Source organism: Tepiditoga spiralis, from assembly GCF_014701195.1.
Lineage (GTDB): Bacteria > Thermotogota > Thermotogae > Petrotogales > Petrotogaceae > Tepiditoga > Tepiditoga spiralis.
In genome coordinates this window covers 77,589-93,650 of record NZ_AP018712.1, presented here as the reverse complement: position 1 = coordinate 93,650, position 16,062 = coordinate 77,589, and the positions used below count along the sequence as shown (strand labels likewise).

At 24.9% G+C, this 16,062-nt stretch carries 18 protein-coding genes and 1 tRNA gene; 14 read left to right on the top strand and 5 right to left on the bottom strand.

The genetic code is table 11. The annotated features are described in order from the left end of the window. Window positions 1-4 precede the first annotated feature (4 nt). Window positions 5-1,015: an AI-2E family transporter gene (locus tag IGS63_RS00445; RefSeq protein WP_190615094.1), complete on the bottom strand. Its 1,011-nt coding sequence runs from the start codon at window positions 1,013-1,015 to the stop codon at window positions 5-7. Window positions 1,016-1,028: 13 nt separating this feature from the next. Then, window positions 1,029-2,009, bottom strand: coding sequence for an asparaginase (locus tag IGS63_RS00440; protein ID WP_190615093.1), 981 nt, complete (start codon window positions 2,007-2,009; stop codon window positions 1,029-1,031). A gap of 98 nt (window positions 2,010-2,107) precedes the next feature. Here IGS63_RS00440 and IGS63_RS00435 point away from each other — a divergent pair, with 98 nt between their 5' ends. The 14 genes from IGS63_RS00435 (at window position 2,108) to IGS63_RS00370 (ending at window position 12,843) form a co-directional block, all read left to right on the top strand. Then, entirely contained in the window at window positions 2,108-2,608 is a 501-nt protein-coding gene (locus IGS63_RS00435; RefSeq protein ID WP_190615092.1) for a dihydrofolate reductase family protein, read from the top strand. Window positions 2,609-2,741: 133 nt separating this feature from the next. Continuing rightward, window positions 2,742-5,849, top strand: a complete 3,108-nt coding sequence (gene recJ, locus IGS63_RS00430) for a single-stranded-DNA-specific exonuclease RecJ (RefSeq protein ID WP_190615091.1) — start codon at window positions 2,742-2,744, stop codon at window positions 5,847-5,849. Between the two features lie 5 nt (window positions 5,850-5,854). Further along, window positions 5,855-6,109 carry a hypothetical protein gene (locus IGS63_RS00425; protein ID WP_190615090.1) on the top strand — a complete coding sequence of 85 codons (255 nt, stop codon included), beginning with the start codon at window positions 5,855-5,857 and terminating at the stop codon, window positions 6,107-6,109. Beyond that, complete coding sequence (gene ruvX / locus IGS63_RS00420) at window positions 6,106-6,762, top strand: Holliday junction resolvase RuvX (RefSeq protein ID WP_190615089.1); 657 nt, start codon at window positions 6,106-6,108, stop codon at window positions 6,760-6,762. The genes IGS63_RS00425 and ruvX overlap by 4 nt, the downstream gene beginning before the upstream one ends. Further along, a tRNA-Arg gene (locus tag IGS63_RS00415) sits at window positions 6,753-6,828 on the top strand. The genes ruvX and IGS63_RS00415 overlap by 10 nt, the downstream gene beginning before the upstream one ends. Window positions 6,829-6,851: 23 nt before the next feature. Further along, window positions 6,852-7,853, top strand: a complete 1,002-nt coding sequence (gene mreB, locus IGS63_RS00410) for a rod shape-determining protein (protein WP_190615088.1) — start codon at window positions 6,852-6,854, stop codon at window positions 7,851-7,853. 16 nt (window positions 7,854-7,869) lie between these two features. Continuing rightward, on the top strand, window positions 7,870-8,583 hold the full coding sequence (locus IGS63_RS00405) for a flagellar hook-basal body protein (RefSeq protein WP_190615087.1): 714 nt from the start codon (window positions 7,870-7,872) through the stop codon (window positions 8,581-8,583). 14 nt (window positions 8,584-8,597) lie between these two features. After that, window positions 8,598-9,383, top strand: a complete 786-nt coding sequence (gene flgG / locus IGS63_RS00400) for a flagellar basal-body rod protein FlgG (RefSeq protein ID WP_190615086.1) — start codon at window positions 8,598-8,600, stop codon at window positions 9,381-9,383. A gap of 1 nt (window position 9,384) precedes the next feature. After that, complete coding sequence (gene flgA, locus IGS63_RS00395; RefSeq protein ID WP_190615085.1) at window positions 9,385-10,299, top strand: flagellar basal body P-ring formation chaperone FlgA; 915 nt, start codon at window positions 9,385-9,387, stop codon at window positions 10,297-10,299. Then, entirely contained in the window at window positions 10,296-10,901 is a 606-nt protein-coding gene (locus IGS63_RS00390; protein ID WP_190615084.1) for a flagellar basal body L-ring protein FlgH, read from the top strand. The genes flgA and IGS63_RS00390 overlap by 4 nt, the downstream gene beginning before the upstream one ends. Window positions 10,902-10,913: 12 nt before the next feature. Next, window positions 10,914-11,894 (top strand): flagellar basal body P-ring protein FlgI, encoded by a 981-nt coding sequence (locus tag IGS63_RS00385; RefSeq protein WP_190615083.1) that lies wholly within the window; start codon window positions 10,914-10,916, stop codon window positions 11,892-11,894. Window position 11,895: 1 nt separating this feature from the next. Beyond that, window positions 11,896-12,168: a rod-binding protein gene (locus IGS63_RS00380; protein WP_190615082.1), complete on the top strand. Its 273-nt coding sequence runs from the start codon at window positions 11,896-11,898 to the stop codon at window positions 12,166-12,168. Between the two features lie 97 nt (window positions 12,169-12,265). Continuing rightward, complete coding sequence (locus IGS63_RS00375) at window positions 12,266-12,466, top strand: cold-shock protein (protein ID WP_190615081.1); 201 nt, start codon at window positions 12,266-12,268, stop codon at window positions 12,464-12,466. Between the two features lie 179 nt (window positions 12,467-12,645). Then, on the top strand, window positions 12,646-12,843 hold the full coding sequence (locus IGS63_RS00370) for a cold shock domain-containing protein (protein ID WP_190615080.1): 198 nt from the start codon (window positions 12,646-12,648) through the stop codon (window positions 12,841-12,843). A 33-nt stretch (window positions 12,844-12,876) separates the two neighbouring features. On the opposite strand, the gene IGS63_RS00365 is transcribed toward IGS63_RS00370, so the two are convergent. Genes IGS63_RS00365 through IGS63_RS00355 form a run of 3 tightly spaced genes read right to left on the bottom strand, consistent with a single transcriptional unit; the run spans window position 12,877 to window position 16,047 of the window. Next, the gene (locus IGS63_RS00365) at window positions 12,877-13,128 is read right to left on the bottom strand and encodes a hypothetical protein (protein ID WP_190615079.1); all 252 of its coding nucleotides are present in this window, start codon (window positions 13,126-13,128) and stop codon (window positions 12,877-12,879) included. Continuing rightward, window positions 13,121-14,062 (bottom strand): hypothetical protein, encoded by a 942-nt coding sequence (locus IGS63_RS00360; protein ID WP_190615078.1) that lies wholly within the window; start codon window positions 14,060-14,062, stop codon window positions 13,121-13,123. The genes IGS63_RS00365 and IGS63_RS00360 overlap by 8 nt, the downstream gene beginning before the upstream one ends. A 35-nt stretch (window positions 14,063-14,097) precedes the next feature. After that, window positions 14,098-16,047, bottom strand: a complete 1,950-nt coding sequence (locus IGS63_RS00355; RefSeq protein WP_190615077.1) for a lipase family protein — start codon at window positions 16,045-16,047, stop codon at window positions 14,098-14,100. Window positions 16,048-16,062: the final 15 nt, after the last annotated feature.

The window sequence follows — 16,062 nt, the reverse complement described above, 5'->3', positions numbered from 1 at the left end:
TTATTTAACTCCTTTCTAAGTAGGGAGAAATAAAATGGTTCCAATATGTTCTAAGTAAAATACCTATTGGGACAGCTATTAATGGGCCAATTAATCCAAATATGTATCCAAAAATTAAAATTGATACTATAACAGCTACAGAGTTTATCCTTGTTTTTCCTTTTAATACATACAAGAAAAATACAAATGCAGTTGCATGTATTATTATCATTACAATTAATAATATTAGCATTTTGGTAATTCCGCTTGATATACCAACTATTATTAAAGGAATAAATTCAAAAATTACACCAACTACAGGAATGAAATTAGTTAAAGCTGCCCAAACACTCAAAATTAAAGAGTATTTTATTCCAATTATATTAGTAGCAACAAAAGCTGCACCTCCAACAAATATTGCTGCAAAAACAGTAGATACAACGAAAGTTTCTAAATCTATGTATAAATCTTTCCAAAATAAAAGAGTGTTTTTCCTTATTGATTTAGGAAACATAAATAAAAGCTTGTTTTTAAAGGTATCAAAGAAAAAACTTCCATATATAGTTAATAAAAATAAATAAAATATAAAACTTCCAGCTTTTTGACCAACATTAGGTATTTGAAGTGCTATATAGTTTAAAAATTCAAATAATTTAGGTTGTAATCCTGAAAGAAATTCAGATATATTGTTTTCTAGTTGAGGAAATGAGTTATTGAAAAGTTTTTTCCATTCTTTATTGTTAAAAAAACTTTCTAAAAAATTTAAAAAATTTGAAACTTCATGTATGACAGTTGGTATTAACAACCCTACAACTAAACCTATAAAAATAAATAATGCTAATAATGAAAATAATATTGAAAGTTTCCTTGGGAGTTTAAAAAATTTTTGTATTATTTTTGCAAATAAATCTATTATTAAAATTGAACCTATTGAAAATACAATTATTGAAAAAACTTGCATAGATATTAAAGCTATTGAAAAAAATAATGCTAAATAAATACCAGTATAAATTGAACTTTTTGCATTTTTGGTCATGAAAACACCTCACTTATTTATTTTGAAACTCAAAATAATCTCTAATAACATTTATTTCTTTTGTTTTTGCTAAAACTACCATCATTTTTATTCGTGCTTTTTGACCAGAAACTTCTTGTCCTAAAATTATTCCATGTTTTTTTAAATCAGCTCCTCCTCCATCGTAGCCATAAACACCCAAAACTCTACCTTTAAAACATCTTGAAACAACTACTACAGGGAAATTTTGTTTTACAAGTTCTTTTAAAACATTTCCAACAGCAGGCGGAACATTTCCTCTTCCAAATCCTTCTACAACAACAGCGCTATATCCCATTTTTGGAAGATGTTTTAATGTTTCTCCATTATCTCCTGTATAAGTTTTTATTAAGGCTACTTTATCATTTATTGCATCTGCTTCAATGTGCATTCTTTCTAATGTTCTTCTAAAAAAAACAACTGTGTCTTCATCAACTATTCCAAGTGGCCCATATCCTGGAGAATCAAAAGTTGCAACGTTACTTGTATAAGTTTTAGTTACTTCACGAGCAGCATGTATTTCATCATTTAAACAGACTAAAACACCATTGTCGGCAGATTTTTCTAAACTTGCAACTCTTACAGATGCAATTAAATTCATGGGCCCATCAGCTGATGGTTCACTTAAATTTCGCATAGCTGCTGTTAAAACTACGGGTTTAACAGTATCAATAGTTAAATCTAAAAAATAAGCTGTTTCTTCTAAAGTATCTGTACCATGTGTTATTACTACTCCATCATATTCTTTGTTTTTTATTAATTTTTTTACTAATTTTGAAAGTTCCAACATGTCTTTTGGGGTTATGTGGGGACTTGGTTTATTTGCAAATTCTATTAATTCTGTTTTTGCAATATTTTTTAAATAGGGTATGTCATTTAACTTTTGATTTATTTTTTCTGAAGGTACAACCCCTAAATTAGGATCTTGTGTCATGGCAATTGTTCCGCCTGTTGTTACTATAGCAATTTTCTTCATTTTAAACCTCCTAAAAATTTAAATCACATTTCGTTTAAAATTATACCATGAAATGTTATAATTAATTGTAAAATTATGAAAACATTGGGGGCAAAAATATGATTTTAAATTTAATCATGGTTTCAAGTATAAATGGAATTATTTCAAAAACAGAAATTGAAAAGCCGTATTGGAATACTAAAGAAGACTTAAAGTTTTTTTCTACTTTAACTAAAAAATCTGGAGTTGTAATAATGGGAAGAAAAACTTTTGAAACAATAGGGAAAGCTCTTCCTGAAAGATTAAATATAGTTATGACTAAAAATCCACAAAAGTATAAAAATTTAAAAAATTTAAAGTTTATTAATGATAGTCCAGAAAATATTTTAAAGTCTTTAAAAAATTATTCTGAAGTATTTTTAATAGGAGGAAGTACTATAAATTCTTTGTTTTTAGAAAAAAATCTCATAGATTATATATATTTAACTATTGAACCATGGTTAATAAATGGTAAAATAACTTTATTTAAAGATATAAAAAAAGATATTCCTTTGATTCTTGAAGAAATAAAAAAATTAAATGATTCAACCATTGTTTTAAAATATAAAATAAAAAAGTAATAATTAAAATAATATACTTTTTGCTTTTATAAAATATATAAATTTTTATTTTTTTTGTTTTGTTTTGAAAATTTAAAAATCTTAATGTATAATATAATAAAAATAAAAAAAATAAGGAAGGAGCTTCTTAAAAGTGAAAAGTATATGGAGGATCTTTTGGGATACAAATGATCCTAATTATGAGAGAAATTTAAAAGTTTCTCGAAGTATTTCTAATGGAGCTAAAGTCAGTGAGTTTTTAGCTAAGTTAATGGTATCAAGAGGTATTACTAATACAGAAGAAGCAATAAAATTTTTGAATCCATCTGAAAAAGATGTTATTGATCCATTCAAATTAAAAGATATGGATAAAGCTGTTGATTTATTATTGAATATTTTATCAAAAAAAGAAAAAATAGTAGTTTTTGGAGATTATGATGTAGATGGGGTGACTGCCGCATCTACTCTTTATTTGGGTTTAAGAGATTTAGGTTATGATGTTGAAGCATATATTCCAAGTAGATTAGAAGAAGGATATAGTTTAAATGTTGAAGCTATTGAAGAGTTTAAAAATAATGGGTTTAATAACATTATTACAGTTGATTGTGGGATAACTTCGATTGTAGAAGTTAAATATGCTAAAAATTTAGGTATGAAAGTAATAGTTACAGATCATCACGAACAACAAGAAGTACTTCCACCAGCAGATGCTGTTATTAATCCAAAGAGAAGAGATACGAGTTATCCATTTAGGGGATTAGCTGGAGTAGGAGTTGCTTTTAAATTACTTTTGGCTATTTCATCAAAAATAAAATCTAATTTTAATCCCTATGATTATATAGATCTTGTTGCAGTGGGAACTATTGCTGATATAGTGCCTTTATTATCAGAAAATAGATACTTTGTTAAACTTGGGATAGAAAAATTGAAAACCAATCCTTTGCCAGGGTTAAATGGACTTTTAAAAGAATTAAAAGTATCTAATTCGGAAATAAAATCAAATATAATAGCTTATAAGGTTGCACCAAAAATAAATGCAGCTGGAAGAATGGCAGATGCAGTTACTGCCTTTAATTTGCTTATTTCAAAAGATAAAGAAGAAATAAATAAGTATGTATTAGCACTTTTAAAACTCAATACTAAAAGGCAAGCAAAAGAAAAAGAAATTTATTTATTTGCGTTGAGCCTTATGGATGTTAATCCAAAATTAAAAAACGATAAAGTAATAGTTTTAAGTGGTGAAAATTGGCATTTGGGTGTTTTAGGGATTGTTGCTTCAAAATTGTCTGCTCAATTTAATAAACCTGTGTTGATGATATCAAAAGAAGGCGAATTTGGAAAAGGATCTTCAAGAAGTCCACAAGGAATTAATTTAATAGAAATTTTTAAACGAGCATCTGAAAAAGGTGTTTTTAAAGAATTTGGTGGTCATGAACTTGCAGCTGGCTTTACTACATACTCTTCAAAAATAGAAGAATTAAGGATAGCGGTAAATAATGCTTATAAAGAAATTTATGGAGATAGTAAACCAACTCTTGAAGTTTCAATTGATTCAGAAATAGATAAAATTTGGTCAAATTTTTTTGATGATATAAAAAAACTTGAACCTTATGGTTATAAAAACCCTGAACCAACTTTTTTTATTAAAAATATGCATATTGAAAATTTAAAATTTTTTGGAACAGCGGTTGAAAGTTTTGCTGGAAAATCAAGAGATAAAGATTATATTATGGATACTATAGGGTATGGACTTTCTCAAAAGTTAAAAGATATAAGATTTAATGGACCAACAAGCATAAATATAGATGCTGTTGGAAATTTTAGAGAAGAACCAGCGTTTAATTCTAAAAGAACATTTTTAAAGTTTTATTTAAAAGATTTATCTTTAATAGAAAAAAATAATAAGTACTTGTCATTAAATGAATTTGATGTTAATTCATTGTTAAATGAAGAAATTTCAAAGGTATCGAAAATCAAAGCTATTATAAATAATTTAAATAGTAAAAAAGTTGCTATGTTTTTACCAAGTAAGGTAAAGTATGCAGTTATAATGAAAAAAATAGTAGAATCTTTAAATAAAAATAAAAAGATTATTATTGTTGGATCTTCTCATGTTAATTTAAAACATACTTATAATATAATATCTTCTTATATTTCACCAACGATAATTTGTTATAATAAAAAAAGTAAACTTAGTATAAAAAATTTGAATGAAAAAAATATTATATTTATAACCGTTCCATCTTTTTTTAAAAATTTAAAAATGTTTACGGGAAATAAATTTGATTTTATTGTAGACGAACCATTCTATTCAGTTGCACACCCAGCGGTAAAGTCTATAAAAGAATACTCTGAGTTTAGAAAATTTTTAAATTATAAAGAAGATAATATATCAATATTAGGATCAATATATCATGAAACTTTAAAAGAATTTTTAAAAGTTGCAGGTTATAAAGTATTAATATCAAATATCAATCAATCAAACTTTGAAATTATAAAAGAAAAAAAGAAGTTAAATGAAGTATTAAAGGATTATTTGAATTCATATAATAAAAAAATCATTGTTATAAACAACAGAAAAAAACAAGAACTTATAAAAAATTTTATCGTTGAAAAATTAAATATTCCCGAAGAAACAATAAAAATATTTAATGAAGATATAGAGTTTTCAAAAAAATTAATGTTAAGAGAAAAATTGAAAAAAACATCCTCTAATATACTCATTACTTCATATTCAAATAATGGTTTAGGTATGAAAATTAGTGATAAAAAACCAGTTTTTATATTATTAGAACCACCAAAAACACGACTTGAATTAATTGATTTGGTTTCAAACTGGAATGTAAATAATTATCATGTGAATATAGTTTTAGCTTATGATAATAAATTTAAAATGAGATTGAATTATGAGTATGCAAAAGAGTATCCATCACAAAATATTTTGAAACAATCTTTTGATTTTATAAAAAATAATCCTGATTTGAAAGAAACTGATATTATAAAAAATTTATTTAAAGATGACAGAGAAATAGGGAAAATAGTATTAGATGAACTAATTGATTCTGGATTGATTTTAAATTCATCTGGTAAATATGAGGTTTTAGATGAATTTGATTTAAAACTTCTTCATAAGAGTATAAAAATAAAAGAAAGTATTTTAGACAATTGGATAATAAAAGAAACGATTGATTTTTTTAAGGATGTAGATACGAAAAAATTTATGCAAATGTTAAAAACAAATATAACAGAAATTAGGAGATGAAATATTTGAGAACTACTTTAGATTTAGATTTAGCATTAATTATTAAAAATATGAATATAATAGATGTGAAATCTATATTAGATGAAAATAAAATATTTTCTAAAATTTATCCTGCACCTAAATCTGTTTTAGAAAGCTGCTCACCTATTTTAGTTGTTTCATCAAAAGATGAAATAAAAGTCAAAGATATTCTTGAAGGTATTTTGTATGAAAAAATAAAAATGGATAAAGACATAATTTGGGAGCTATTAAAAAGATGAAAATACTTGGTATAGATCACGGACAAAAAAAGTGTGGAATAGCAAATGCAGTTTTTAATATTGCATCACCTTATAAGACGGTATTAAATAATGAATTAATTACTTTTTTCAAAAAAGAAGGAGTAAATAAAGATACAATAATAGTATATGGATTGCCATTATCTATGTCTGGTAGGTTTTCAAATCAAACATACAATGTCATAAAATCTGCTATAGAAGTTAAGACTACTTATGGGTGCAAGATAATTTTTATAGATGAAAGGTTAACTTCAAAAACACTTTTTACAGAATTAAAAGGTGTTGTTAAATCAAAAAAAATAAAAAAAACTAAAGATCAGAATAGTAGTTCATTAATTTTATCTGTGTACCTTGCAAACAAAAATGCTGGTATTGAATTAAAAGAAAAAAAAGTGTATAATATTGTGCATCAAATAAAATCAAAAAAAACACTGGTATATGAAACGGCAATAAAAAATATTAAAGACATAGAAAATTTTTATATTTTTACAAAAGATCCTTGGATATTTTGGTATTACTTTTCACAAGGAATAAAAAGTATTAATATAGAAAAAGATTTAGAAGAATATGATGTTTTAATTTGTAGTGAAGAAAAAAATATCGATTTAAAATACAATGAAAAAATGTGCCTGTAGCTTAATTGGATAAAGCGTTGGACTCCGGATCCAGAAATGCGGGTTCAAATCCCGCCTGGCACACCAACTAAAATCGGGGAGGTAAAAAAATGGCTAAACACGATCTCGGAATTGATTTGGGAACAGCAACTTTTGTTGTATATTCAAGAACAGAAGGTATTTTTATTGAAGAACCATCTGTTGTAGCAATAGATAAGAAAAAAGGTCAAATTATTGCAATAGGTCACGAAGCAAAAGAAATGCTTGGAAAAACTCCCGATGAAATTGAAATAATAAGACCAGTTCAAGATGGAGTTATAAACACACCAGAAATAATAGAAGATGTTTTGAGGTATTTTTTAAAAAAAGCAAAAAAAGGTATTTCATTTTCTAAACCGATTTTTGTTATAGGAATTCCAGCTTTAACAACAGATGTTGAAAGAAGAGCTGTTAAAGAAGCTGCCGAAAAGGTTGGAGCTTCAAAAGCGTATTTAGTTTTAGAACCTGTTGCTGCTGCTATTGGAACTGAAATAGATATTACAAAACCAAATGGACATATGGTTGTTGATTTAGGTGGAGGAACAACAGATATAGCAGTAATAAGTTTGGGTGGAAGTGTTATGAGAGAATCAATAAAAGTTGCTGGTCAAGCAATGGATAATGAAATAATTAAGTACATAAAAAAACAATATAGATTTTCAATAGGTGAAGCAACTGCTGAACAATTAAAAAAAGAAATTGGAAAAGCTTATTCAATGGAGGAAAATATTGAATTAGAAATAACTGGACAAAATATAAAAACTGGATTACCTTCATCATTAATAATAAATTCAGATGATGTATTTAAAGCAATAAAATCTGTATTAGGTGAAATAATATCAAAAATAAAAAATGTACTTGAAAAAACTCCTCCAGAATTAGCAGCTGATGTTATGAAAAATGGAATAATTCTTGCTGGTGGGGCATCTAAAATTCGAGGATTAGATAAATTAATATTTGAAAAAACAGGCGTAAAAACAAAGGTTACAGAAGAACCTCATCTTACTGTTGCAAAAGGTACAGGAATTCTACTAGATAATATAGAATTATTAAATAGAGTTTCTGTAGACTGAATGTGGAGGTAGTAATATGAGGGGTATCTATAGTGCTGGAATGGGAATGTTGAATTCTCTTCAAAGATTGAACTCAATTTCTAACAATCTTGCCAACGTCAATACGAATGGTTATAAAAAAGACACGTCTCTTTTTAAAGCCATTTTGGAAAAAGAATTTTATTCTTTTCCTAAAAATTCACAAAAAGGAATTGGTATTGGAAAAACAGAAACAGCAGTAGTATTAGATAAAGTTGTTCCCGAAATGACACAAGGAAAATTAGTTGAAACCAATAACAATTTTGATATGGCAATTTTAGGTAAAGGTTTTTTTAAAGTTCAATCTGGAAAAGATATTTTTTATACACGAGATGGAGAATTTAAACTCTCAGCTGATGGATATTTAGTTGATAATAATGGAAATAAAATTTTAGATGAAACTAATAATCCTATAAGAGTTCAAAAGAACCTTGAAATTAATGAAAATGGAAATATTAATAACACATCCAATAAAATAGGTATTGTTGAATTGAAGAATTTATCAAAAAAAGGTACAAATTATTTTATTGGAACTGAAGTAAAAGATACAATCTCCAAAATAAAACAAGGATATGTTGAAAAATCTAATGTTGATACCCTCAAAGAAATGGTTAATATGATAAGTGCAAACAGAGAGTTTGAAATATTACAAAAAGCTGTTCAGTCTCAAGATTCTTTGAATGCAAAAGCAATTGAAATAACAAGAACATAATAGGAGGGGTAATAATGATAACATCTCTTTATACAGCAGCTTCAGGAATGAATGCTGAACAAAAAAAGTTAGATATTATATCAAATAATTTATCAAATGTAGATACAACTGGTTATAAATCAATGAGAGCAGAATTTCAAGATTTGTTGTATCAAGCAGTAAAAGAGGCGGGAACTCCAACTGCTCAAGATTCAACACTTCCAACAGGTTTGTATATAGGACATGGTACACGACTTGCTGCAACAAATAGATTGTTTACTATGGGGAACTTAGAAGAAACTGGAAATTCTACAGATATAGCAATAACTGGAGATGGTTTTTTTCAAGTACAGTTACAAGATGGAAAGATAGGATATACAAGAGACGGTTCGTTTAAAAGAGATGCAAATGGCAGATTGACTACAAGCAATGGACTTTTAGTAGTACCAAATATAACAATCCCTCAAAGTGCATCTGGATTGAGTATATCACCAGACGGAATAATAAGTGTAAAACTTGGTGATGGTACTATACAAAATTTAGGTAATTTAACACTTGTAAGATTTGTAAATCCAGCAGGTCTTGAACCTACAGGAAATAATATTTATCTTGAAACACAAGCATCTGGAGCTCCTATAGAAGGTGTATCTGGTCAAGATGGATATGGAGCTTTACAACAAGGATATCTTGAAAAATCTAATGTTGAGGCAGTAAAAGAAATGGTTAACATGATAATTTCTCAAAGAGCTTATGATATGAATTCAAAAGCAATAACTTCTGCTGATGAGATGCTTAGAACAGTTGCTTCATTGAAGAGATAAAATGAAAATTAAAGTTTTTTTTATTACTTTTATCTTTTTTATTTCTTTAATATATGCTAAAACAGTATTTACTGTTCCTTCTACTGTTATTACAAATGATAATAGATTTTCTCTTAAAGATATTTTTCAAGATATTCAATATGATAGAACTATATGTTATATTAATAATTATAAAATTTATCAAAAAGAAGAATTAGAGAAGATATTGAAAGGATTTTTAAGTATTTATTATAAGGACTATCAATTAAGCTTTAATTCTAATACAATAAAAGTTATAAAAGAAGTATCTGATGTAATAAAAAAAACAAACTTTAATTTTAATGAATTTATAATAAATACAGTAAACAATTATAATAAAAATTTTAGAGTGTTGAAAATAGAAAAAAAAATAACTGTTTCTTCTACTCCAACAATAAATAGAATATTTAGAAGCGGAAATACATTGTATATTTCTGCTTCTTATTTAAAAAACAATCAAAAACATTATTTTAATGTATCAGTTAAAATTTCTGAAGAAAAAAAAATTCTTTTGTTTTCAAAAGATATTTTAAGAAATGAAATTTTAAAATTAGAAGATACAAAAGAGAGTACTGTAAATATATTATCTTTAAATTTTCAACCGTTGTATTTGAAAGAATTTAAAGAAGGAAAATTTAAATTAATAAAAAATGGATTAAAAAATGAAATAATAAATAAAAATTTTTTAAAAGTAATTCCAGATGTATTAGCAGGAAATACTATAACAATTGTAGTTAAATATAACGGAGTCGTAGTTAAAAGTTGGGGAATTGTTTTAAAAGATGCTAATTACGGCGAAATTATTTCTGTTAAAAATACTCAAACAAAAAAAGTAGTTACTGGCTTATTAAAAGAAGGACCATATCTTTTAATAAATCTTGGGAGTGATGTAAATTGAAAAAAATTTTTTTAATAATAATAATAATTATTTTGACTACTATTTCTTTTTCAGATTCATTGTGGAATAAATCTTCAAAAACTTCTATTGTTTCAAATAATAAAAATTATTCAGTTGGAGATTTTATTACAGTTATAGTAAGAGAATCACCAACACTTTCAATGGATGATAATATTCCAGGTTATAAATCAACTACCATTGATACATTAGGTTCCATTGTTAAAAATATAGGTGGAACAGACTTGACAAAATTTTTACCTTTAGGATCAACAGATCCATCATCTTTGAAAGTTTCTAATAATAAAGTTAAATCTTCTACAAAAGCAAATGTAAGTTTGTATATTACAGCAAAAATTACAAAAATTGATAAAAATATATATACTATACGTGGTGAAAAAGAAATAAAAATTGATAATCAAAGGAAAAAGATGATAATAGAAGGAGACTTTGCTAAGGACTCTATAAATGATGGATACATAGAATCTTCAAAGATTGCAAATGCAAAAATTTGGTATGCTGGAGATATAATATTTCAACAAGATCCAAAAGAGCCTTCTTGGATATCTTGGATTCTTTCTGGTATAGCTAATGTATTTTATTAATGGAGGTGTGTTTTGAAAAAAATAATTTTAGTATTGATATTAATTGTATCTATACTATCTTTTGCAAATGTTAGAATAAAAGATATTTCTGATTTTAGAGGTGCAAGAGATAATCAACTATTTGGAATAGGAATAGTAACAGGTTTAAATGGAACTGGAGATTCTGGAAATATTCCGTCTGAAATGTTAAATAACTTATTTAAAAATCTTGGAATGCAAATAAAAAATCAAATCACCTCTAAAAATACTGCAGTTGTAATAATAACAGCTGATATTCCATCTTTTTATAAAGAAGGAATGAAACTTGATGTAACTGTATCTGCTGTTGGAGATTCAAAATCAATAGAAAATGGTGTTTTAATTCAAACACCATTATACGGTGCAGATAATAATGTATATGCTGTTGCTCAAGGTAATGTTTTAACTGGTGGTGCTGAAGTAAAGAGTACAAATCTTCAAAAAAAATACAAAGTTTCAGGTTATATTCCACAAGGAGCTATTGTTGAAAAAGAAATTCCAGCAAATATTGTTTCGAATAATACTATAACTTTAAATTTGAAACATCCTGATTTTTCTACAGCGGCAAGAGTTTCAATGGCTATTAATGTAACCTTTTCAGATAAAATTTCAAAAGCAATGGATTCATCATCTATAAAAATAAAGATTCCAGATGTTTTTTATGATGATGTAGTATCTTTCTTAGCTTTAATAGAAGAAATTGAAGTACAACCAGATGTAAAGGCACAAATAATAATAAATGAAAAAACGGGAACCATAGTTCTTGGTGGAAAAGTAAAATTAGCTGATTTTTCGTTGAGTTATGGAAATTTTGTAATTAGTGTAAATGATGGTAGTATAAATGGTAATCCTGCAACTATAGATAATGTAATTGCAGCTTTAAAGGCATCTGGAGCAACTCCTCAAGATATTATAGCTATAATACAAAACTTATCTAAAGCCGGTTATATTTACGGTGAAGTTGTGGTGATGTAATATGATAGGCCCTGTATATAATTTATCTTATGATACAAAGGGAATGAATGAAAAAAAAGCTGCAGAAGCATTTGTTTCCGAATTATTTGCTAAGGTATTAAATTCAATGAATGATAATCCTTTAGTAAAAGATAATAAGCTATTTCCAAAGTCTAATACAGAAAAATGGTTTAAAGAAATGTTGAATGCAGAGTATGCAAAATCTCTTTCAAAAAAAGAGTTAAAACCTTTAGTTAATCAAGTTGTTAATTCTATAAAACCAAATAGAAAGTAAATTATTTTAATAAAAAATTAATCTTTTTGTAATTTAATTTTGATAATCATTGTGGTATCATATAGACGTAACAAATTTTAATTTTCGAGGTGAAAGTATGAAAGGTACAGTTAAATGGTTTGACGCAAAAAAAGGATTTGGATTTATTACTTCTGACGATGGAAAAGATGTATTCGTACATTTTTCAGCAATAACAATGGATGGTTTCAAAACTTTAGAAGAAAACCAAAAAGTTGAATTTGACGTAGTAGACGGCGAAAAAGGACCACAAGCTTCTAACGTAAGAACAGCTGAATAATAATTGAAAAGATGCACTTAGTGCATCTTTTTTTTTATTGAAATTAAATTTCTAAATACTTAATGAGTTAAAAAAAATAAACTTTAAGGTTAATCATAAGTTAACTAAAAAGAAATAAGAAAACGAATCATATATGGTATTATATAAGCGTAGCAAATTTTAATTTTCGAGGTGAAAGTATGAAAGGTACAGTTAAATGGTTTGACGCAAAAAAAGGATTTGGATTTATTACAGCAGAAGATGGAAAAGACGTATTCGTACATTTTTCAGCAATAACAATGGATGGTTTTAGAACTTTAGAAGAAAATCAAGAAGTTCAATTTGACGTAGTAGACGGCGAAAAAGGACCACAAGCTTCTAACGTAACATCTGCATAATAATCAATTATGGCTTGCATTTGCAAGCCATTTTTATTTATTTTGAAAGTTTATTTTTTTATCAATTGCTTTTTTCTTAGCTTCAAGTTCTTCTAATTTTCTATTTGCAACAACATATAATTCTTGAAGTTTTTCGTAAAGCATTATTGCTTCTTCTAATTCGTCTTCACTACTTTCTTTAAAATATTCTTCAATTGTTTTCATATAATTTACTATTTCTTTAAACTTCAAATCTATTAAATCAGATTTTTCTAATTCTATTATTTCTTTTAAATTTTCATGCATTTACAAATCCCTCCAATGAATTTATTATTTTTTCTTTGTTTTTTTCAGATAGCTCTTTTGTTTTTATTAAGCTTAAAATATCTTTTGTTATATTTTTTATATTGTCATATTTTTTATTTACTATAAAGCAATTAATTTTAAATATGGAACTATTAGTTATTTCGAATTTAAATAAACCAATTTCCGCTAACATCATTTCTGAATTTAAAATTTTATTTTTTAAAATTAAAGAAGTATTATTCATGATATTATTTAAATTTATTTTCATGCTTTTTAAGCAATATTCAGTTTTTAAATTTATTTCTTCATAATTTTTTATTTGTATATTTTGAAAATTTTTATTTATATATAGCCTTGAATTTTTTAAAATATTTTTATTTTTTTCTTTTTTATTTTTTAATTCATTTTGTATATATGTATTAATTTTATTATTTAATGTACCATATAAAACAAACAAACTTTTAGAGTTCATTCGCTTTTTTAATAATGTAGAATAATCTTTAATTATGATTTTAGGGAGAGGTTTGTTTTTATCAAATTTAGTATTTAAATAATAAAAACATGTTTTTAAATTACTTTTTTCATTTTTTAATGTATGCTTTTTTTTTAAAATTTTGTTATTCAGTACATTTTGAGAATTTATTTGAAGTGTATTTATTTTATTTCTAGAAGAAGTTATATTTTTATAAACTTTATTAGAAATTATATATTGTGATTTGTTTTTAAACATATTTTTTTTTGAATTAATTTTTATATTAAAAGTTTTATTAAATTTTAAAATAATCATATTTAATATATCTTCATTGTTTTTATTTTTTAGAGTATTCATTAAAGTATAAATACTTTCATTAAAATTTTTATTTTTATTTATATTTTTTTCAAAAGAAATTTTTACTGAATAGTAAATTGCATTAATATTTTCATTAGAGTTCAATATTAATCCCCACCTTTTTTTTATTATAACATAATTTAATAATTAATTAAAACATATTTATTTAGTAATTCTGTTATCATTTTATAATCATTAAAAAAAGTTTCGTGATTTCTTCCATTTATATAATTTGAATCTCTTCTTACATTATATCCATACATCATTTGACTGGCAACTGTAACTGCTCCATCATTTTCTATTTCATATTTAGATGAATTTGTTATTCTTCCAAAAAATTCTAAAACTGAGTGAGAAAAGTTAAATGTAACTATTGGATCATAATCATCAATTTTTGAATAAATTAAGAGTAATTTATTTAAGTATTTATCATTTTTATTTAAATTAATTATGTCTTTTGAAGGTGTAAATAAATTCTTTTTAAAAAGTGTATTATTTAATTTATTTAATTTTTTAGTATTTGAACTTCGTATAGAATATCCTCCATTAAAAGTATCTAATATATTATATTCAGAAAGAATTGCTGGTATTAAGTATGGATAAGTTTTAAATAATATTTTTAACTCATTATCTAAATTTAATTTTTTTTGAGAAATAGTATCATTTAATGAATTTTCTAATATTTTAATAGCACTTTCTATATTTTCATCAATTTTTTCATCAAAAGATTTATAAGCAAAAAGTTCTATTAGATTTTGTAAAGATGAGCCATAATTAACTGCATCTATATTTATTATATTAACTATATTCGTATAATTTGAAAAATTAAGTGCATATCTAGTAACTAATCCTCCCATGCTGTGAGATATAAAATAAAGTTCTTTATAATCTTTAAACTTTCCTTTTTCCATTAATTCATAAAGTTTTTTTCCAAATTCTTTTGCTGTCATGGTATGAGAATCATAAATAAATTCGTAAAAATCAAAATTTTTAAATTTTTCATCATTTTCGTATATATATCTAAAGAAATTATTAAAGGTTCCAAACCGTTGTAAAGTTCTCCAAGGAAATTTTTCTTTAAAAAAATTTTCTAAATATCTATTTATTTGAATTCCGTGAACAAAAATTATAGCTTTCCTTTTTTTATTATAAACTTCAGTATTTATAGATTTTTCTGGAATTCTATAACCATATCTTATACCAGATATTTTTTTGTGTAAAATCATAGCTTCTTCTTCATAAGTTTGTCTTGAAAATTTTGGTTTTACTTTCCAAAGTTCAGAATAACTTTCATCTTTAAATTCATTTTTATAAAACAATCTTATATTTATTGAATTGAAGTTTAAATTTAATTTTTTTGATATGTATGATGCTGGTATTATTGGAAATATTTCGTGAAATCCACTTTTAGTTATTTCTGGAGAAATGAGTGGATATTTCGTTTCAAAGTTAAATGATATATTGCTATTAATAAATGAAACTTTAGTTCGTTCTTTTACAAAAGAAGCAATTGTTGAATCTGATGTGTATCCTATTGGGAAAACTATTGAGTTTGATTTTAAGTTTAATGCGTTTATTTCTAAAAAATCTTCTTCTTTTTTTCCAAAATAAATTAAAGTATTTTTATTTTTTTCAAATAAATTTTTATATATTAAAAACTTTTTATTTTTATATGAAATAATTTTGTTTTTTTCATTGTTGTAGAAAATATAAACGTCTTTTATTGTACTATTGTAGATACTTCCATCTTTGTCATAATTTTGAATTATGAAACTATTTTTTTTGTTTTTCAAAACTTTTATACTTACAGAATTTTGAAAAGCTGATAAGCTTTTAATAATTTTAAAGCCATTTCCATTGTTCAATAAAACTCTTGTCCCAGATAAAAAAATATTTTTTATATTCCAATGTATTTTTATAAAACATTCATTAGAGTTAATATCTTTTATTGATAATACTTCAAAATTATTTGATGTATTTATTTCTTTTGGATCGTATTTTACATTTAAAAATTTAAATGTATCTTCTAAAGGATTTGAAAAAACAAAAATGTTGATAAATAAAAAAATAAAAAGAACAAATTTTTTCATATAAATCACCTCTTT